This is a genomic window from Kribbella sp. NPDC059898 (genome assembly GCF_042730855.1).
GTDB lineage: Bacteria > Actinomycetota > Actinomycetes > Propionibacteriales > Kribbellaceae > Kribbella.
On record NZ_JBHWKR010000025.1, the window covers coordinates 72,922 to 92,060 of the forward strand.

A 19,139-nucleotide genomic window follows, 5' to 3' on the forward strand; every position below is an offset into this window, starting at 1 on the left:
ATTGGCGTGAGACCCCTCGAAAGCAGCCCGTTTCTGTGTGTCAGTACAGGACCACTACCAGGAAGGGTAGCTGTGTCTTTCCTCCTGATCGAGTCAGGATCGCAATTTGAGCGTGTTGTAGACGCTCCGTATGCGCCTGTTCACCCCCTCCGCTCCGAGCGGTGGTCGGCATGACCACCTCTCCGATCGAGGCTGGTTCGTCGTTCGAGCGAGTGCTCGACGCGCTCCGGAACGGCGGTCACAGGCACACCGTCAAGTCGCGCTCGCGCCACATCCAGGCCTCCTGCCCCCTGCACGAGGACCGCGATCCCTCCCTGTCGATCGACTACATCTCGGGCGAGCGGCGGACGTTCCTGCACTGCCAGTCCTGCCGTGACGACGCGGTGGTCGACGCGCTGGGGCTGACGTTCGCTCAGCTGCACGACGACTGGCTGCCGGAGGAGCAGTACCGCGAGAAGCGGGCCCAGGAACGGAAGCACCAGCCGAAGCCCCCCGGAACTGTCTCACGGCGTACGCCGAGCACCGCTCGGAAGGCAGGTAACCGCCTCGGGCCGCTGCCGAAGCGGATCATCCCGGCAGAGCAGGTTGAGCCGGACGAGGTCCTCGAGGACTGGCACGAGGCCGCGGTGTACGAGTACTCGACGGTCAAGGGCGAGGTCACGTCGGAAGCGGTACGGCGGGAGCGGGCCGTCCGGTACGGCGAGCAGACCCGGCGGGAGAAGTCGTTCGTTCAGCGGTACGCCGACAACAAGGGCGGCTGGATCAACAGGAAGCCCGAGGGCTTCTCTCCGACGCTGTTCCTGCTGCCCGAGGTCGCCGCGGCGATCACAGCCAAGGCACGGATCTGGGTCTGCGAGGGCGAGAAGGACGCTCGTGCGTTCGTCGAGCGCGGCGAGGTCGCCACCACCAACGCGGGCGGCGCCACCAACTTCAGCGAGGAGCACGCCGACCAGCTGGCAGGGGCCGACGAGGTCATCGTCGTCACCGACCGCGACCGGGCCGGGTACGACCGCGCGGTGACGGTCTGCCACCTTCTGGACGGCAAGGTCGGGACGATCCGGATCGCGGTCCCCGCGGTCGACTTCCTGCACGCGGACGCTAGTGACCACTTCGACGCTGGGCACGGTCTGGACGACTTCGGTGCCTGCACGGTCGACCAGGCGCGGGCCGAAGCTCTCGTCTTCGCCGCGGAGGCCAATGCGAGCGAGATCCACAAACACTTCGCCGAGGCCGAGGCCCAGCTGAAGGTCGCGGAGGAGAAGTCGACGGCTGGGGCCCCGAAAGCCGCCGAGGACGCGCGCCGGTTCGCCGGGCGTTGGGCGGTCGAAGCCGGGCGCTGGCTGCTGCGGGTCGTCGAGGCTCACGACGAGCTCGGCACGCTGGGTGCTGTGACGGCGCCGGTCCGGGGCAGGATGGACAAGGCAGCCGAGGCCGCACGCCGACTCGCTCTGCAGGCGTACATCGCGACCGGTATCGAACCGACCGAAGCAGTACAGGTCGCACTCACCGGGCCCGACGAGGTCGACGAGGCTGACGCCGGCGACGCCCGGCGGGCAGAGAACGTCACTGATGGACCGTGGCCAGGTAGCGGCGAGGACCGGCAGCAGCCGCGGATCTCGAAGCTGCAGTCGAAGTACTCCGTGCACGAGGGCGAGCTCGTCGCGTGGCGGACTTCCAAGAGCGGCGATCTGTACCCCGAGCCGCTGCTGAACCTGGTCGTCAAGATCGAACGGGTCGAGCTGCGTGAGGCGGATCTGGCCGGCGACGATCACCTGAGCGATACCGCGAAGGCCCAGCGGGTTCCGACGCTGCGCGACATCACCCACTACGTCGTCAGCTACCCGGATCCCGAAACCGGCATGCGGGTGCGCTGGCGGGTCCGGGCCGACGAGATGCGCGACAGCAGCTGGCTGGAGAACCTGCCGCTGGCCGGGCTGTTGTTCAACCGCGGCAAGCGCGCGGGAGAGCGGATCTGGGAAGCGATCAACGCGACGAACACGCAGTACCCGATCGAGACGATCTACTCCTCGACCGGGTGGCGCAAGACCGCGGACGGTCAATGGAAGTTCGTCCACGCCAGCGGGCTTCTTGGTGCCGAGGGCAACAAGCCCGCAACCATCGACCTGACCGGGCCGCTGGCTCGGTACGAACTGACCGAGCCAGTCAGCAACGACGATCTGCGCGAGCTGTGGACGATCGGTGGGCTGGAGATGCTGCACCGGTTGCCAGACTTCGTTGCCGTGCCGCTGATCGGTGCGGCGTACCGGGCAGTGGTCACGCCGAACAACTCCACGCTCGGTCTGTTCGGCGTACCCGGCACGTTCAAGACGGCGGTCGCCACGTTGGCGATGCACCACTACGGCACCCGCTGGGAGAACACCACCCCGGTGGTGAGCATGTCCGGGACCGGCGCCACGATGAACGGTTTCCGGAACCTCTTCGCCTCGACCCGCGACGTCCTGGTCCCGCTCGACGACGTCGCGCCCGATGGCGGCATCACCGCGGCCGAGCAGCGACTTGCCTCGATCAACCGCATGTTCTTCAACCGCGAAGGACGGACCACCGAGACTCGGGACAAGGAGCGGCGCTGGTCGGCCGGGCCCGCCGGTTCAGCGATGATCACCTCTGAGGTCCGGGCCTTCACCGCCAGCGGTGACCAGCGCTGGTTCGTGGTCGAGCTGCTCAACGGCGACGTCGACCTGGACCACATCATCCAGCTCGACCGTCCGGATGCCCGGTACGCCCGCAACGCGCTGATGTCCACCTTCGTGGCCTGGCTCGCACGCGATCTCGAAGCCCACCGGCAGGCACTGCAGGTGAAGGTTTCGGAGTTCACGTCCGAACTGCGCAGCCAGGGCAGCGCCAATCGTGTTGCCCGCGGAGCCGCCGAGCTCCTCGGTGGCTGGGACCTGCTGCTCGGCTGGCTGGTTGAGCAGGACGTGACGACCCGCGAGCAGGCCGACGCGCTGGCCGAACGGGTCATGGCGGCCATCGTGCATGCCGCCCGACGCCAGGAAGACCCCGACTCGCCGACCAGCGACGGTGGCAAGGTCCGCATGGCCCTGGCCGAGGCGCTGCGGTCCGGGATCATCCACCTCACCACTCCGGACGGCGGCGAGCCGCCCTCGCCGCAGGCTCTCCGGCTCGGCTACCGCCAGATCAAGATCGGGACCGACCGCGACGACCTCGAGCCGCTGTACCGGCTGGAGACCAAGGGCAAGCCCGCCGGCGCCTGGGCCATCAACGAGTACGACGAGGAGCGGCTGTACCTGCGCCCGGACGCCGCGCTCGCCGCTGTGCAGGAAGTGATCAAGGCGAGTGGATCGTCGATGCCGCTGAACAAGCGGATCATGGGCCGAGCTCTGGAGTCGATCCCGGGTTGCCTGCGGCCGGACGACGAGAAAAACCCGACCGGCACGTCACGCCTGACCCGGCGCCGGATGCTGCCGGGCGGCCTGGCGCGGGTGTGGGATCTCAAGGCCGACGTCGTCTTCTCCGTCGACGGGGACTCACCGGACGACGCCACGCCGAGCTCGCCGACGCCGGGACCGGACCCTTCCGGGCCGAGTGACGCCTCACCGTTGCCACCGGCAACGTCCACGGGCCCGGACAACACCACCAAGGGCGAGCCCGCCGCGGCCGACGCTGGCCAACCTGACCTGCTCGATGCAGCGGCCACCGAGCCCACCGAAACCACGACAGAAAGCAAGGGAGATCAGCCGATGATGGCGATCGCCTACACCGCGCCGGACGGCACCCAGCACGAACGGCGTACGGCGGCCGAGCCCCAGCTGTGCGGCGACTGCGACATGCCGACCACGTCGGTCATCGACGACGAGTTCGTACACACCAGCTGCTTCGACGACCGGTTCGCCGCCGCGCCGGTTCCGGCACAGCCAGACGCCGCGACCAGCGGACCGGTGATCACCAAGCTGTCCGAGGTTCAGCCGTGCGTGGTGTGCACGGTCCCGGCTTCGCACGCAGTCGATGGCAACCCGGTGCACCTGATCGACTGCATCGACAAGATCCCGGCGGGCAAGCCGGTCGAGCCCACACCCGCACCAGTCCAGGACACCCTCATCGACGACACCGGCACGGCCGACGAGACCCAGGCAGGAGCCACCCCCGTGACGGCCCCTGCCGTCAGCAAGGAACTGGTCCGGGTGAACGGCCAGGCGCCGGCCGCGGTGATCGACGTCGACGGGATCCACCTCCCGGACGGATCTGTCCAGCAGCTGCCATGGCCGCTGACCCACGCCGGTCAGCTGGTCACGCTCGCCACGGAACTCGGTCTGGGGTGGCGTACCAAGGGCCGCTTCGACATCCCGCAGGTCTGGCTCACCAACGAGATGTGCGAGCAGCTCGGCCTGATGGTGACCGACCTTCCGGACATCCCCCGCGACCGCGACCAGGCCCTCACCAAGGCCGCGAAAGGGCTGGACTGGTTCGCCGGAGCCGAGGCCGAGGGCTGGGACATCAAGCCGCGGCAGATCGCCGGGTGGACGACAGTACGGCGCGACAACATCGCCCTCCGGGTCGTGCTGCTGCCGTACGTCGACCCGAGCAAGTGCGCCATGGTCAAGGGCGACCCGGATCCGTCCTCGCTGGCGCGGCGCCTGTACGGGTACGCCAAAGAGGTCGGGATCCCGTTCCGGATCACCCCGGCCATCACCTCGCTGGACCTGATGACCGCGACCCGGCCGAAGCCCCGCGACGACCGCAAGACCGGACGCAAGATCACCGGCCTGGAAATCGCGATCGAGCCGGTCGGCCCGTCGCTGCAGATGGGTGTCGAGCCCGAACTGCACTGGACCCGGACCCTGCTGCCCGAAGAGGCCGAGATGGGGTACGTCATGTCGTACGACCGCAACGGCCAGTACCTGAGCGCGGCATCGAGCACGTGGCTGGGCTCGGATCAGCCCGCCATCCACCTGCCCGACAGCAGCGCGATCACGTTCGACCAGAAGCTCGCCGGCTACTGGCGCATCACCCCACCGGAGGAGTCCTGGACGCTGCCGAGCCTGCAGGACCCGACCGGTGACGGCCGGTTCCGGCGCGACACTGTGACGGTCGCGACCCCGACGATGACCTGGCTACTCGAGGCCGGGCACGACGTGCAGATCCACGAGGCCTGGGTGTGGGAGACCTCCCACCGCTACCTCGAGCTCTGGTACAAGCGGCTGCGGGAGGCCCGGACCAGCGTCCTCGGCCGCCTCGATGACCCAGATGCGAACGCGGTCTACAAGGAGCTGAAGGCGACCTGGACACATGGCATCGGCAACCTCGCGCCGCAGTCGAAGCGGCCGGTGCGCGGCAAGCAGAACCATGACCCGATGTACCGGCCGGATTGGCGCCACCAGGTCATTGCGATGGCCAAGGCCAACCTGCTACGGCAGATCATCAAGATCTTCAACGCGACCGGCCGGTGGCCGTTCGCAATCACCGTCGACGCGTTGTACTACACCGCGACGAGCCCGGACCCGAAGACCGCTTGGCCGGGTGAGGACAAGCAGCTCGGCAAGGGCCTGGGCCAGTTCGAGCCGGAGCGGGCCGGGCGGATGACCGATGCCTTGCGTGAGCTGACCGACCGGTCGCAGGACGACAAGAAGGCGTACCGGCACATCCTCGACGAGCTCCCTGACCACCTGGTCGACGTCGACGAGTGGAAGCCGTAATGACGACCGCCCCCACCAGTTCGCAGATCGTCGGGGCCGCCGCCAGCGGCGCGGCCCCGACCGGCAATACCGTCTCGGAGGACTGAGCGATGGCCAAGAAGACCCTCTCGTACGAGGAAATGGTCGCGGCGGCGATGACCGGCCGCGTTCCTCCTGAAATCACCGACCCGCGGGACGCGATCGAGTACCTGTACGGCAAGAACAGTAAGGGGAATCCGAACGCCAAGGCGGCCTCCGAGGACCTCGGAATTTCGGAGCGCCAGATCCGGCGCTACATCACCACCGACCTCGAGAAGCGTGCGCACCCCAAGGGCACCAACGCCACGAAGATCCAGAACGCCACGACTACCGCAAACGACACTCGCAAGAGCGATCCGACATGGCGTCAGTCGCAGATGCCGAAGAGCCGGCAGAAGCGGTTCGAGAAGAACGGGCTGACCATGTCGTTCGACGGCACGCTGCGCTACAGCAAGGACACCCGCGACCGGTCCCTCAAGGACCTGAACATTTCGGCCGAGGACGCGGCGGCACTGGCCCAGGCCTGGGTGTCGGGCAGCGCCCAGGCGTACGAGAGAGCACTGCAGGACGCGATCAACGCGGCCTACCTCGGGGATTACGCGGGCTTCGCGGTGGTGCGTGTCGACGACATCACTGTGCGACACTCCTGAGCTGGACGAGTGCAACCAATAGGTTTAATGTAACTAGTGTGTTGAGGATAGGGTCATGCTGCGGCTAACGGCGTCCGGAACCGGGTCTCCAGGGCAATCCACCAGGGCTACCGCGGTTCCGCACGCCGTGGCCGTACGACGTCTCATCGGGCCGCGCCAGTACGTCTGCGTGGCCACGTTGGCTGTGCTGGTCGACGTGCCGTACGACGCGGCCACCGACGACCTGGTGCACCGCCGTGCCCAGGCCCGGCTGGCGCTGCTTCAGGCCGCCGAGTGGGCCGATCTTCATCACGCCGGCAGCTGGACAGACGTGATTCACCCGCTGACCGACGAGTCGGTCGCGTGCGACGACTCGCGCTGCCGGTCTTACGACCACGTGCTCTTCCACCCCGAACACCCGCGCTGGACGCAGAATCCCTGCCGCTGGTGCGGCTGGCCGGGAACTCGCTGAATCTCAGGAGCCACCAATGGCACATGACAACCCCGCTGACACCGAAACCAACACCGATACACCCGACTGGAGCGGCGAGTTCCTGGCCGAGGTGGAACACCGCCAGGTCGCGGCAGCAGCCGGCAGGACCGCCGCCGCCGCTGCACGCCGGCACCTCGACCTGATCCGCGACGAGATCGACACCCTCGACAACGTCATGGACCACCTGAGCGGTACGCCGGGCAACCCCGAAATCGGCCTGTACGAACTGCTCGAGAACGACGACGTCACAGGCCTGAAGGCCGGCGACGTGCTGCTGTGCGAACCGTACGAACTCAACCCCGGCAAACTCACGGTGATCTGCCGTCTCACCGATGGCTACGACCCGCAGTGCAACCAGTACCTCCGCTCGGTCCGGCCGATCCCGCTGATGACCGGACCAGGCGGGTTCTACGAAAAGATCGCGACAGCACGCAGCGCGATGCTCGCCGCGCAGCCGACCGGCAACCAGACCCAGATCGAGTACCGCTACCGCAACAGCCACGGCGGGTGGGAGCGATGCTCGGCAGCCGTGGCCGCCAACGGGCAAAAGCTCGGGTGGGCCGTGCAGCAGCGGGTCATCGGGGGATGGTTGTGAACAGTCTGCGCCGAATCCTGCTCGCCGCCGACCGCCGGTTCGATGACCGCCGGCTGCTTGAAAACGTCCTGACCGAGATCTACCGCGACCACCCCCACGCCGTACTCGTTCACGGAGCTGACACCACGGCCGAGCAGCTGGCCGACGAAGTGTGGCTGGGCACAGTCGAGCGGCACCCGGCCGACCGGCGACACCACGACAACAACTGTCCACCGACGCACCAGCACAGGCCGATTTGCTCGCGAGCCGAGTTCCGGCGCGACCTCGAGATGATCGCCCTCGGCGCCGAACTGTGCATCTCGTTCGCCGGGCCGCGGCTCACCACGACCGGCCACAGCATCGCCCACTTGGCCGAGCGCGCCGGGATCACCACCAGGTGCTACCCCGAGGCGCCCGAGCCAGCACGCACGTCGACGACGATCGGCAGCATGCTGGCGCTCTCGATTCAGCAGCCCTGGGCGGGCTTGATCATGTCCGGGGCCAAAGGCGTCGAGAACCGCACCTGGCAGACCACTCACCGCGGCCGGATTCTCGTCCATGCGAGCAAGCAGTGGGACCCTCACGGCCAGACACTGGCCGGGTTGCTCGGTCAGGAAGTTGACCGCCGTACGGCGCCGACGGGGTACCTCGGGCACGTCGAGCTGGTCGACGTCCATCGGGATCGCGGCTGCTGCCGCCCGTGGGGCGAGCCGAACGTCTTCCACTGGGTGGTCCGAGCGCCGCAGCCGTTCGCAGAGCCGGTTGCCGGGCCGGGCCGCCTTCGGCTGTTCACGCCCCCGGGAGAGATCGCAGCACTCGTTGAGAACGATCCCGGGTCCCGCCCGGGCGTCCATGCCTGAAACCCCAACCCCACAAGGAAATCAGATGCCCAACATCACAGCCGACCACCACATCTGGGAATGCACGGTCGAGTTGAAGACCGCACACCCGCTGTCGCGACCCGTGCAGGAGATCTTGGCCGTCACCAGCCGAGCGCTTGAGTCCATCGACACGACGACACACCGGCTGCAGACCCGCGTCTTCGCACCCACGGCCGCGGCAGCCGCCATGAAGGTCGAAGACCACTTGAGCGGGACATTCACCGATCTGGGCCCCAGCTTCGACTACGTCGTAGCACGCCTGACGACCGAACTACGAAGCACTACCTCTCTCACAGTCGCCCAGTAGCACCGGCTCAGTAATCCGAAGGAGTTGCACACGATGACGTACGCCGACGAACCGCCGTACACGACAACCGGATGGCATCAGATGCGGGAGTACGGCGAGTGGCGGTTCGCCCATGCCGGCGGCCTACTCGGGTGGGATGGCAACTACCCTGCCGCAACTGACCTCGGCGAACCGCTCAGCCGCTACAGGCTCACCGACCCCATTACCGATGGCGAGGAAGTTCGTCAGGCATGGAACCTGGGCCTGGCCGATCTGCTCGCCGTGGACCACGTGGCCGTGCCCCTGATCGGCGCTGCGTTCCGCGCTGCTATCGGCAGCAACAACACAACCGTGGGACTGGTCGGACCGCCCGCTGTGTTCAAGTCCAGCGTTGCGGCGATCGTCATGCATCACTTCGGCACGGAGTGGAGCGCCGACACTCTGATCAACGTGTCAGCATCCACCCCGGCCGCTATCAACCAGCGGATTGCCGTGGCCCGCGACGTCCTGGTTCCGCTCGATGATGTACGCGACGATGAAACCCTGCACACGCTCGTCCGGCGGTTCGCAGCGGGTCAGGGCCGGGTTCGGATGAACAGCCGGGGAGATCTGGACGCACTGCCCACTCCGGCTGGGCTTGGCCTTGTAACTTCCGAACGGCGACCAGTCACGGCAAGCGGCCTATCACGGTGGCTAGGTGTCGAAATCTGGGCTGAAGACTTTTCGACCGATCTGATTGAGCGACTTACCCGCCCCGAATCGAGGGCGGCACGCAACCGCCTCATGTCCACCTTCATCGTCTGGCTGTCTAGAAGACTCACCAGCCCCCGGCATGACTGGGTGCACCGCACAGGCGAGTTCCTTGCCGAGCTGAGCCGCGAGAACATCCGGCTAGCCGCGCGCAGTGCGCAGGAGCTCTACGGCGGGTGGTGTCTGCTGCTCGACTTCCTCGAGGACTGGAACGCCATCGGCGCCTCGGAACTGGTGGACGATCAGGTCAGGGAGGTACTCGTGCGTACCGCGCGAGACCAGGAGACATTCGTATGACCACGACCGCCAGCTACATGGAGCACCTCGAGCAGGTGCACGAGTGGCTGGCGCAGTCCAGCCCTGGGGACCAACTCGATTGGCGATCCTTCGTCCACGCCGGTCCGGACGGCACGCCGGTGCAGCCCGTGCTTGTCGTGATCTGGGATGCAGGCGAGACGCCCTGCCTCAGCTGCCGGAGGAACGAGCGCCGCGGCTGCCCGGTTGCCCTCGACGCCGAGACAGGCGAGGTCCGGACCGTTTTCGCTAGGCACGATTGTGGTGCCGAGTCGGCGCCGGCCCGCCACATCACCCGTTGGCTGTCCGAGATCACGACGGATGCCGAGGCCCGGCGCCTGCTGCACAGCCTCGACCAGTACCGGCCGATCAGTCCGACGCCGCTGCTTCCCGTACGTCCGCTGGCCGTTGACCAGGGCAACGGAGCTCGATCATGACGACGCACACCCGGAACACTGCACGTTTCGGCCCTCAGGCTCGCGAGATCGTCGCCGTACTCGACCGGCTGCCAGCGTTGACCGGCGACGAGCTCCGGGATCTGCACGTCGCTCACCAGCAAGTGTGGGGGTACGGCACGGAGACGCCACCGCTCAATGGCCCGACCAGCAAGAGCTGGCTCGCCCTCCGGCAGGCGCTCGACCGGGCCGGACGGGTTGCCTGGCCGGCGCTCGGCGTGGTGTTCGAGACGACCAGGACCGAGATCATCGCGGCCGGGGCGGGTGTGGGCCAGTTCGCGATCCGGGATGCCGTCATGGCGCTGTCAGCGCGGGACTTGGTCGGCACCGTAACCGAGTGGGACCAGGCGACGTACGACGCACTGCTGTGGCCCTGGCGAACAGTAGTTCGCGCGTAACCACACCCGATCTTGCTAATTGACAAGGCTGCATGTAGTGTTGATCTTGCCAATTAGCAAGTCTCAGAAAGTGGAGATCTCCCATGGCCCTGAACCTGTATGTGATCAAGCGGACCGCACCGGACTACGAGCAGGACGACCTGGCGGTAGTTGCCGCGGAGGACGAGAACATCGCTCGTCTGTTCGCCGGCCGCGCGTCGAGCAAGGACTACGCGTTCGACTGGTGCGACCCGGCGGCCTCGGACTGCATCCACGCCGGCACCGCGCTCGACACGTTCACCGAGCCGCAGGTCATCCGCCTGGGCAAGGCCCTCTGATGCAGTCCTCAGAGGCCGTCGTACCGCGTTCCGAACCCGACCGGACGGCGGCGCCGGCGGCCATGGCGGCTCCCGGCTCGCCGATCATCATGCTCACTCGGACGCTCGACGAGATCCGCGACGAATGGGCCAACGACCTGTACGCCAGCGAGGCCCTCAGCCGGTATGTCGGACTCGACGAGGCGGGAACCCGGATCTGGGTGTACGGCCAGGAGTGTTTCGCCGCGACCGTGGTCGGACTGTCACTCGATCTCGTCGAGAGCATGTTCGCCCCGACCGACTGCCCGATCCGCCACTTCGCCGAGCCGCTGATCGCCGCGACCCGCGACGACACTGGCGAACTCTTCCAGGTCGGCGCTGGCGTCACAGCCACACTCGAAGCCGCCCAAAAGGGCTGGCACATCCTCGACTCCGAGGGCCTGATTGTTGCCGGAGGCCCCAACATCACCCAAGCCCGTGCCCAGGAGATCGCCAACCGTCGCGGACCCGGATTCACCATCCGGCGCGGCGTGCCCGTCGACGGTGTCGACCGCCGCCCGGACGACGGCCTCGGCATCTTCGAGCCCGAACAGGTCGCACTCCCCACACACAACACATCGAACTGAGGGATCTCTATGAAGCACAGAGCAACCCTGATCACCGAACACTTGGAGACTCTCCCGCACCAGCTGGCGGACCTTCCTGGAGGAGGGCTCAGCATCGCGCTGGGTGCGCTCGCGCTCGGGATCGTGATCTGTTCTAGCTCCGTTGGGAGGTACACCTTGCTCCACCGCGGCCTCGTTTGCGAGCCAGTGCCTCTTCCCTGGCGGTCGATGGCGTTCGGGATCGTCTGCGCCGTGGCTGGCGCCGCGGTGCTGTGCTTCGGATGACGGCGAGGGCTGGAGATGGGTACGACGATCGAGTGGACTGACGAGACCTGGAATCCGGTCACCGGCTGCACCGAGGTCTCGCCTGGATGCGACCACTGCTACGCCAGGACGTTCGCCGAGCGGTTCCGCGGCACACCGGGCCACTACTTCGAGAAGGGGTTCGACGTACAGCTACGGGACGGGAAGCTGGATCTGCCGATGCGCTGGAAGAAGCCGCGGTTCGTCTTCGTCAACTCGATGAGCGACCTGTTCCACGCCGACGTACCCGACGAGTACATCGCCCGGGTGTTCGCCGTGATGGCGTTGTCCAAGCGGCACACCTTCCAGCTACTCACGAAGCGGCATAGCCGGTTGCGGAGCCTGCTCAGCTCCGCTGACTTCGTGCTGCAGGTCGCGGAAGAGGCCTCCGAGATCATGGGTCACCAGGGTCCGGGCATGTGGCCGGCGATCGAGGTCGGTGCCGGATGGGACGTCATCGGCCAGGACAGCCGAGGGGCGAACATCTGGTCTCCACCCTGGCCGCTTCCCAACCTCTGGGTCGGCGTTTCCGCCGAGACCCAGCAGTGGGCTGACATTCGCATCCCGGCGCTCCTGGGCACGCCGGCCGCCGTGCGCTGGGTCTCCCTCGAGCCCCTGCTTGGTCCGGTCGACCTGTCGAGTTGCCGCCGGCATCGATCCCTGCAACTCGCGACGACCGAGAGCCGGGAGTGTCCTGACTGCCGCTGGCTCGACGGCGACAACTGCAATGCGGCGCTGGACTGGGTTGTGGTCGGGGGCGAGTCCGGCCGCGGCGCCCGCCCGATGTATCCCGAATGGGCCCGCGATCTGCGCGACCAGTGCCAGGCGGCCGGCGTCTCCTACTTGTTCAAGCAGTGGGGTGAGTTCGCACCCGCAGAAGTGGGTGAGCCGTCGCCAGCTGGACTCCGGGGCCCGGTCGCCATGGTCGACCCTGCCGGACGTCTTCACTCCCTGAAGCTCGGAGTCCTGACGCCTGCGGGTTCAGTCAGAGTCCACCGGTACGGCAAGCGGCGCGCCGGCCGCGAGCTCGACGGCCGGGTCTGGGACGAATACCCTTCACCTCGCCTTGCTAATTGACAAGGTGTGAGGCATGATTGATCTTGCCGAACAGCAAGCTTATCCAGTCAGGAGGGACAGTATGGCCACCGCCACCGAAACCCCCGAAATCACCTACGGCGAACACGTCGAGGTCGGTACCCACAACGTCCCCGCGCAGCTGATCACCGTCTTGGGGGAGCCGTTCGTCAAGTTCGGGGCCGGCATCTACTCGATCTGCGGCAACTGCGACGGCGGCTTCAGCGGCCGGAAGCTCCACTACCTGAGCATCCACGACGGCATCTGCTTCCAGTGCAGCGGTTCCGGCGTACGCAGCAAGGTCGGCGCAGATGTGCAGGACGCCGTACGCCGGGCGAAGCGGCGGATCTCCGATCGGGCCCGGCGCGCTCGCGCATCCGAGGCGGAGGCAGACGCCGCGGCCGAGGCCGCGCGGACGTGGCGCGCCGCGAACGCGGACCTGGCTGACATGCTCGACGCGATCAACGCCGAGTACGCCGAGGCGGATCACTTCGCCGCGAACCTGGCCACGACCATGGATGAGATCAACGCCGCACGTGACCACGTCGACGCCAAGTGGGGCGACTTCATCCACAGCAAGGCCAACCAGGTCCTCAACCTGGAGCGCCCGCTGACCGACCAGCAGACCGCGGCCGTCGTGGACGCGATCGCCAAGGCCCTCGACGCGCAGGCCGCCGAGCAGGCCCGGCAGGACGCCCAGCGGTACTACGGCACCGAGGGCGACAAGATCGTTGCGACCGGCACCGTCGCGGTCTCGATGTCGGTCGAGGTCCGAGCCAGCTACAGCTACACCGGCGTCGCGACCAAGCGGCTGGTCATCATTGAGGGCACCGGTGAGTTCGAGGGCGTGACGTTCAAGGTCTTCGGCACCGGCAAGACCCTGTGGGACACCGAGCGCGGCCAGGACGTCGACGTTCGGGGCGCGGTCAAGGAGCACTCCGAGTACGACGGCACCAAGCAGACCGTCCTGACGGGCGCCAAGGTGATGGCGCGATGAGCCCCGCGGCCGCGACCGGCGGGCTCGTCACCAAGCAGCTGCTCGAGCGGCTGCAGCGGCACTACATCAAGCCCGGCGAGGCCCTGCCGGGCGGGGTGTTCGTTCCCGAGTGCGGGTGGAACGACGGGGGCCGGACACGAAGCCGGGCCGATGCGCTCTACATCGGGTTCACCTCGAACTCCGGGCGCATGCTGATCGGTCACGAGTTGAAGGTCAGCCGGGCAGACTGGAGGCACGAGCTCGACCAGGCGGGCAAGGCCGACCCGTGGCATGACGAGTGCCACGCGTGGTACGTCGTCGCACCGTCAACCGCCGTCGTCCCGGTTGAGGAGCTCCCGGACGGGTGGGGTCTGCTGATCCCGAACCCGCGGTCGAAGACCCGGATGGACACCGTGGTCAAAGCCCGCACTCACCCCGACAGAAGACCGTCCTGGAACGCGATGCGCAGCGTCTTTGCCCGGATCGACACCCTGCGCGCAGCGACGCTACAGGCCGACCGCGAGGAGGTCCGCCAGAAGGTCACCGAGGAACTCCAGCAGGCCTGGGCCAAACGCCGGGAGCTGAGCGAGCTACCAGCCGACATTCAGATTCGGCTACGTGTCCTTGAGCAGATCGAAGCCGCGCTCGGCACGGAGGTGACCTCGTACGCCGAGGGCATCCGCCCCGAAGTCGCGGCCAGGGTCCTGAAGCTCGCCAAGGCCGAGCACGAGATCGCCCACAACACCCGGCGCCACGCCTACGACTTGAAGTCTGCCGAGACCGCTGCCGCCGAGCTGCTCGAATCGATCGGCAACTACCAGGCCGCACTCACCGAGATCCGGATCGCCGAAGCCTCCTAACCCCGAGCAACAACGGCCAGTGTCCCAACCGCAGCCAGCCAACCGACCCGAAGGAGAGTGTCGCGATGTCCAGCCTGCGCGCCGATCTCGAAGCCCTGTGCGCCCGTATGGACGCCGAAGCCCTCGACAGCGAGGACTACCTGCCTGTGGTGTCGCGCCGGCGGCTGCAGCAGATCCTCGACGACAACCCCGTCGACGCCGGCGCTCCGACGTGTCACCGGTGCGGTACCGCGACCAGACCGGACGACACCTATCAACGGACGGACGGCACGACGTACCACCGGGGCGCCTGTCCCGAGACCGCCGACGCGGCAGCCGCCTATCTTGACGCGCCGGGTGGTATCGAGGCCGCCGTCGACGTGGCCTGCCGAACCATGTACGGCCCCGATGCCTGGGAGCAGATGCACGGGTCCGAACGGGAGACCAAGCGCAGCTGGATGCGGTTTGCGATCCAAGCGGCTGAGCCCCTGCTGACACGAGCCTGAGGTACTGCGCGGCCGAGCTCGCCACCGAGGTAAGTCGCACTGGCGCCGCCGGCTGAATCGCCCCCAACCAAGGCGACCGGCTCAAACCCGCACTCCGTCCCAGATCAAATGTTGGAGGAATCGTGACCCAGCACCCGACCGACTACCAGTCGGAGTATGACCGCGACGTCGAGCTGCAGCGTGCGCAGCTGGCGGACCAGATCAAGGAGGCCTTGGGCAGCCTCGGCAAGGGAATGCAGACGCTCGGGAACCTCCGTGGGGACCTGTTCGACGTCGAGTACATCGACGGGCCCCAGGCCAGCGACATCGTCCGGCACCTCGAGACGGCCGCTCACGAACTGCGGGCCGCAGCCCGGATCGCAGGACCCCTTGAGCAAGCAGTAATCCGAAACCTCGAACGGGAGCCGGGCCCGGGACGGCCGGTACCGGGCCCGACGCTCATGAATGAAGGCGAGTATGCGAACTGACCGGAAGACCCGCGACGAGAGCCGCCAGCGGCCCGTGGGAGCGGGTTGGGCTGGGCTAGGCCCGCGAGGTCTGCTCCTGGCCGCGGTGGTCATGCTGGCCATGTGTGGCTGCTCGGTGATTGGTGACGCGACCGCCGTACCTCAGCCCTCGTCGACCACGGCCCAACGGCCCAGCCCGGCAGCAAGTCACCGACCGACCACAGCGGCCGGCGCGGGCGCATCGATCCGGCAAGCTCTCGCCGGCATCCGGGTCGTTCCCGCACGCCGCACGGCGCCGGGGTACGACCGCGGTTGTGGCCACGGTCGCGCGTGTTCGTTCGGACGCGCCTGGACCGACAACCACAACGGCCTCGACGGGCACGACGGCTGCGACACTCGCGAAACAACGTGCTCCGCCGCCAGCTCCACAACCTGACCATCAAGCCGGGCACACAGGGCTGTGTCGTGCTGTCCGGGCAGTTCACCGACCCCTACACCGGCCGCCAGATCACGTTCCACAGGTCCGCCGCACGACAGGTCCAGATCGACCACATCTACCCCTTGGCCAAGGCCTGGGACCTGGGCGCCGCGGCGTGGCCGGCCGGGCGCCGTGTGGACTTCGCCAACGACGTGCGCCTCAATCTGCTCGCCGTCGACGGCGCCGCGAACGCCAGCAAGGGCGACGACGACCTGGGCAACGGGCCGGGGGAGTGGATGCCGCTGAACGCGGCCTACCGGTGCACGTACGTCCTCCGGTACCTCGAGGTAGCCCGCGCCTGGCAGCTGCCGATCACGGCCACTGACCGGGAGAGTGCTCTGGCAGTCGCGCCGAGCTGCAAGTAGCCCGAGATGCTTGTCGATTGACAAGGTGAATCAGGTAGGTTAGTTTAAACCTGCCTGTTACGCTTATCTGTCGCCTAGCACCCCGGGAGGGTTCCGCAATGTCCGACCAGGCCACCTTCACCATCAGCGCCACCCGATCCCAGCTCGTCCGGGCCATGGTCGACCTCATCTCGGACACCGACCTGTCCGACGACGGCCCCGGCGCCGGCCACGCCGTCGACGTATTCCTGCACTACCTCGACCCGGCGCAGTTCCCGGTCCACCCCGACGACGCCCCGGCCGCGATCGCCACTGGCCCGACGTCGTTCCAGCCCACCCACCCCGGCTCGCCGCAGTACCACCGCCCCGACGCCCCGGGCTTCATCCTGATCCACGACCAGGACGCCGACACCGTCGTCGTCCGCGGCCCGTCAGACCGGGCCAACCGGTTCGGTCCTGTCCCACCCGATCGTCCACCAGGTCGCGATCATCGACGGCGACGTCGACGACGCTATCGCCGCCGCCAGCGCGGCCGTCGACCACATGATGGCCCGGTGACGACCATGGCGACCTGCCTGTACTGCGACGCCACCCTCGAGCACGAATCCGGCGGTCGGCTGGGTTGACGCAACGTCCGGCGACGAAGGCGGCACGTACGACCACTGCCCCGTCAGCACGGACCACCTCCACGTCCCGGCGAAGTAGGCCGACGACCCCCTGCCTAACCTCCCCTTGTCATTTGACAAGGGGAGGTTAGGCAGGTTACATTAAACCTACTGAACATCGCCGATCAGCTAGGGAGACCAGGATGCGCCTCACGAAGAATGGCCGGCCGTTCACGCCGAAAGCGGGCGCTGTCGGATCGTGGCTGACCTTCCACGACGGCGTCCGGGAGATCCGGGCGCAGGTCTGGAGTGCGGCACCGGGCGCCTGCGTGTGGGCCATCGCGGAGGATCAGTCCTCCTACCGCCTGAAGCTCACGAAGGACGGGGAGGTTCGCCACGTCGCACAGCGCCTCATGTCCCGGGCCGAGCGCCTCGCGAAGGAAGCTGCGGAGGCCGCGGCTCGGGCAGCGGAGGAGGAGGCCAAGGTCATGCGATGCGAGTTCGGCGACTGCGCCAGGCGCGGTACGCACCGCATCGTCAACGAGCACGGGCAGGAGTTCTACTCGAAGGTGTGCGCGCACGACGCCGAGGTCATCGTCCGCATGCACCCGGGGGCACGGATGCTGCCGCTGGTGCGGATTGCCGCGTGGCTCCACCGCGCTCACTCCGAACCCTCGGTGCTGGAAGTCGCCTGAGGATCGAAAAACACCTCCCCTTGTCAATTGACAACGGGAGGTTAGGTAGGTTAGGTTTAACCTATGCAGACACCGAGTGAGTCCAACGACCGGATGCGCGAGCTGATCGAGTTCTACGGCGAGCCGATCAGCATCTACACGATGGCCCAGGGGATCGCCGATGGCGCCCTCGTTGAGGCCGGCGACATGGCCAAGGAACTGTTCGCCTGGCCGATCCTGCTGACCGCCGCCGCCTGGGCCGACTGCGTCGCCTGGAACGACGAGGACACCGAGCGCACCGGCGCCTACGGCCAGAGCGTCGACGGCCGCCTCTGGGACGTGCTGTGGATGACCCGGTGCGCGGTCCAGGCCGCGGCTCGGAAGGAGGACACGAACCAGGTTGCGGTGCAGCTGTACCGCATTGCCCGCAACCAGCCGCGGACCGAAGAGCCCGAGGCCCAGCTCGCGCACCTGCAAGCAACGCTCGCAGGACACGACGACGGCTCACCGGTCCTCGTGATCGGCCTGCCAGGGGAGGACTGACCTCCCATCCGAAAGGCGGGAAACGCAAGGAATGCATTCCTTGCGTTTCCCGCCTTTCGCGCGTTCTGGGAGGTTGGGAGGTTTCCGCCGGCGGCCCCCCGACCCCCGCCGCTCGGCAGAACCTCCGACCAAAAGGGCCCCGACCTACAGCTCGGCCTGGACAGCCCGCCACACGCTGCGCAGGTCGACGGTTGGGCCGGCCTGCCGCCAGAGCTCCGTACCGCCCTTGGTGATCTTGCTGTGGGGGAGCTCGAGCCGCCAAGCGTCGACCCACTGCAGAAGCTCAAGCTTCGTCAGAATTGCCGCGTGCCGATTTGGTACCTTGATAAGATCGACTAATTCAGCGTTACCCTTGACAGCTAGCTCGACACCTTCCAGCGTTCCACTCAGGAGAATTCGGAACATCTTGATGCTCGGTACGTGGATGACGAACACGAAGTGGGTTGACAGCCAGCCGCGCTCCAACCACATCTCACGCCTGTGCACCAGAGCGCGACTCGGCTCAGGACTCGTTGCCTCGTGCCACCCAACAACAGCGTTGGCGCGCTGCATGGACTCACGCCGCCGGGTTTCCTCCGAGAGTCCGTGTGGCCAGATCTTGAAGCATGCTTGGCGTTTGCAGCGATCCAGGGCGGTTACGCGCCCCACAGGTACCTCTTCGAACTCGTCCAGGGGGATACGGGAGTCGCACGCGGCGTGGTCATCTCGTACGACGTGCCACCGGCCAGAGTGGCTCGGTGCCGCGAACGTCATCCGCCAACTGGTCACCATCTCCGCGATCCTTCCCTGCAAGACGCCGGCACTTGACCGGGGTCCTCGCTGCTCGTTAAATACCAACTCCATTAAACCGCATATCCGCTTTAGCGGATATACCCGGCCAGCGAAAAGAGGGCGCGAAGCGCCCATCTCCCAGCCCGCCGGTGATCACGCCACAGCCGACCACGCCCATCCACCTGGGGCAACAAGGGCTCTATCCGCTCCCACGCCGCGTCCGTCA

At 67.3% G+C, this 19,139-nt stretch carries 21 protein-coding genes; 20 read left to right on the top strand and 1 reads right to left on the bottom strand.

All coding sequences use genetic code 11. The features are described from left to right. Nucleotides 1-170 precede the first annotated feature (170 nt). The 20 genes from ACFV9C_RS42400 (at nucleotide 171) to ACFV9C_RS42495 (ending at nucleotide 18,142) form a co-directional block, all read left to right on the top strand. Nucleotides 171-5,675: a hypothetical protein gene (locus ACFV9C_RS42400; protein ID WP_380203331.1), complete on the top strand. Its 5,505-nt coding sequence runs from the start codon at nucleotides 171-173 to the stop codon at nucleotides 5,673-5,675. An 89-nt stretch (nucleotides 5,676-5,764) separates the two neighbouring features. Next, nucleotides 5,765-6,343, top strand: coding sequence for a hypothetical protein (locus ACFV9C_RS42405; protein WP_380203333.1), 579 nt, complete (start codon nucleotides 5,765-5,767; stop codon nucleotides 6,341-6,343). A 55-nt stretch (nucleotides 6,344-6,398) separates the two neighbouring features. Continuing rightward, nucleotides 6,399-6,794 carry a hypothetical protein gene (locus tag ACFV9C_RS42410; RefSeq protein ID WP_380203334.1) on the top strand — a complete coding sequence of 132 codons (396 nt, stop codon included), beginning with the start codon at nucleotides 6,399-6,401 and terminating at the stop codon, nucleotides 6,792-6,794. Between the two features lie 16 nt (nucleotides 6,795-6,810). Beyond that, complete coding sequence (locus ACFV9C_RS42415; RefSeq protein ID WP_380203336.1) at nucleotides 6,811-7,410, top strand: hypothetical protein; 600 nt, start codon at nucleotides 6,811-6,813, stop codon at nucleotides 7,408-7,410. Further along, nucleotides 7,407-8,249 carry an SLOG family protein gene (locus ACFV9C_RS42420; protein WP_380203338.1) on the top strand — a complete coding sequence of 281 codons (843 nt, stop codon included), beginning with the start codon at nucleotides 7,407-7,409 and terminating at the stop codon, nucleotides 8,247-8,249. The genes ACFV9C_RS42415 and ACFV9C_RS42420 overlap by 4 nt, the downstream gene beginning before the upstream one ends. Nucleotides 8,250-8,274: 25 nt before the next feature. Next, nucleotides 8,275-8,577 carry a hypothetical protein gene (locus tag ACFV9C_RS42425; RefSeq protein WP_380203340.1) on the top strand — a complete coding sequence of 101 codons (303 nt, stop codon included), beginning with the start codon at nucleotides 8,275-8,277 and terminating at the stop codon, nucleotides 8,575-8,577. A gap of 33 nt (nucleotides 8,578-8,610) precedes the next feature. Next, nucleotides 8,611-9,603, top strand: a complete 993-nt coding sequence (locus tag ACFV9C_RS42430; protein ID WP_380203342.1) for a hypothetical protein — start codon at nucleotides 8,611-8,613, stop codon at nucleotides 9,601-9,603. Continuing rightward, nucleotides 9,600-10,037 (top strand): hypothetical protein, encoded by a 438-nt coding sequence (locus tag ACFV9C_RS42435; RefSeq protein ID WP_380203344.1) that lies wholly within the window; start codon nucleotides 9,600-9,602, stop codon nucleotides 10,035-10,037. The genes ACFV9C_RS42430 and ACFV9C_RS42435 overlap by 4 nt, the downstream gene beginning before the upstream one ends. Further along, nucleotides 10,034-10,453, top strand: a complete 420-nt coding sequence (locus tag ACFV9C_RS42440) for a hypothetical protein (RefSeq protein ID WP_380203346.1) — start codon at nucleotides 10,034-10,036, stop codon at nucleotides 10,451-10,453. The genes ACFV9C_RS42435 and ACFV9C_RS42440 overlap by 4 nt, the downstream gene beginning before the upstream one ends. Before the next feature lie 83 nt (nucleotides 10,454-10,536). Beyond that, nucleotides 10,537-10,770, top strand: a complete 234-nt coding sequence (locus ACFV9C_RS42445; protein WP_380203348.1) for a hypothetical protein — start codon at nucleotides 10,537-10,539, stop codon at nucleotides 10,768-10,770. Then, nucleotides 10,770-11,375 carry a hypothetical protein gene (locus ACFV9C_RS42450; protein ID WP_380203350.1) on the top strand — a complete coding sequence of 202 codons (606 nt, stop codon included), beginning with the start codon at nucleotides 10,770-10,772 and terminating at the stop codon, nucleotides 11,373-11,375. Before ACFV9C_RS42445 ends, ACFV9C_RS42450 begins: the two co-directional genes overlap by 1 nt. Before the next feature lie 279 nt (nucleotides 11,376-11,654). Continuing rightward, on the top strand, nucleotides 11,655-12,734 hold the full coding sequence (locus ACFV9C_RS42455) for a DUF5131 family protein (RefSeq protein ID WP_380203352.1): 1,080 nt from the start codon (nucleotides 11,655-11,657) through the stop codon (nucleotides 12,732-12,734). 61 nt (nucleotides 12,735-12,795) lie between these two features. After that, nucleotides 12,796-13,728, top strand: a complete 933-nt coding sequence (locus ACFV9C_RS42460) for a hypothetical protein (RefSeq protein WP_380203354.1) — start codon at nucleotides 12,796-12,798, stop codon at nucleotides 13,726-13,728. After that, entirely contained in the window at nucleotides 13,725-14,567 is an 843-nt protein-coding gene (locus tag ACFV9C_RS42465; protein WP_380203356.1) for a hypothetical protein, read from the top strand. Before ACFV9C_RS42460 ends, ACFV9C_RS42465 begins: the two co-directional genes overlap by 4 nt. A 65-nt stretch (nucleotides 14,568-14,632) precedes the next feature. Further along, a complete protein-coding gene (locus ACFV9C_RS42470; protein WP_380203358.1) occupies nucleotides 14,633-15,052 on the top strand; it encodes a hypothetical protein in 420 nt (139 codons plus the stop codon). A 122-nt stretch (nucleotides 15,053-15,174) separates the two neighbouring features. Continuing rightward, nucleotides 15,175-15,519 carry a hypothetical protein gene (locus ACFV9C_RS42475; RefSeq protein WP_380203360.1) on the top strand — a complete coding sequence of 115 codons (345 nt, stop codon included), beginning with the start codon at nucleotides 15,175-15,177 and terminating at the stop codon, nucleotides 15,517-15,519. A 387-nt stretch (nucleotides 15,520-15,906) separates the two neighbouring features. Then, nucleotides 15,907-16,341 (top strand): HNH endonuclease family protein, encoded by a 435-nt coding sequence (locus tag ACFV9C_RS42480; RefSeq protein ID WP_380203362.1) that lies wholly within the window; start codon nucleotides 15,907-15,909, stop codon nucleotides 16,339-16,341. Between the two features lie 98 nt (nucleotides 16,342-16,439). Continuing rightward, entirely contained in the window at nucleotides 16,440-16,946 is a 507-nt protein-coding gene (locus tag ACFV9C_RS42485; protein ID WP_380203364.1) for a hypothetical protein, read from the top strand. Between the two features lie 182 nt (nucleotides 16,947-17,128). Then, nucleotides 17,129-17,620, top strand: a complete 492-nt coding sequence (locus ACFV9C_RS42490; protein WP_380203366.1) for a hypothetical protein — start codon at nucleotides 17,129-17,131, stop codon at nucleotides 17,618-17,620. A gap of 63 nt (nucleotides 17,621-17,683) precedes the next feature. After that, nucleotides 17,684-18,142: a DUF6573 family protein gene (locus ACFV9C_RS42495; RefSeq protein ID WP_380203368.1), complete on the top strand. Its 459-nt coding sequence runs from the start codon at nucleotides 17,684-17,686 to the stop codon at nucleotides 18,140-18,142. Nucleotides 18,143-18,286: 144 nt separating this feature from the next. On the opposite strand, the gene ACFV9C_RS42500 is transcribed toward ACFV9C_RS42495, so the two are convergent. Next, nucleotides 18,287-18,613 (bottom strand): hypothetical protein, encoded by a 327-nt coding sequence (locus ACFV9C_RS42500; protein WP_380203370.1) that lies wholly within the window; start codon nucleotides 18,611-18,613, stop codon nucleotides 18,287-18,289. Nucleotides 18,614-19,139 lie beyond the last annotated feature (526 nt).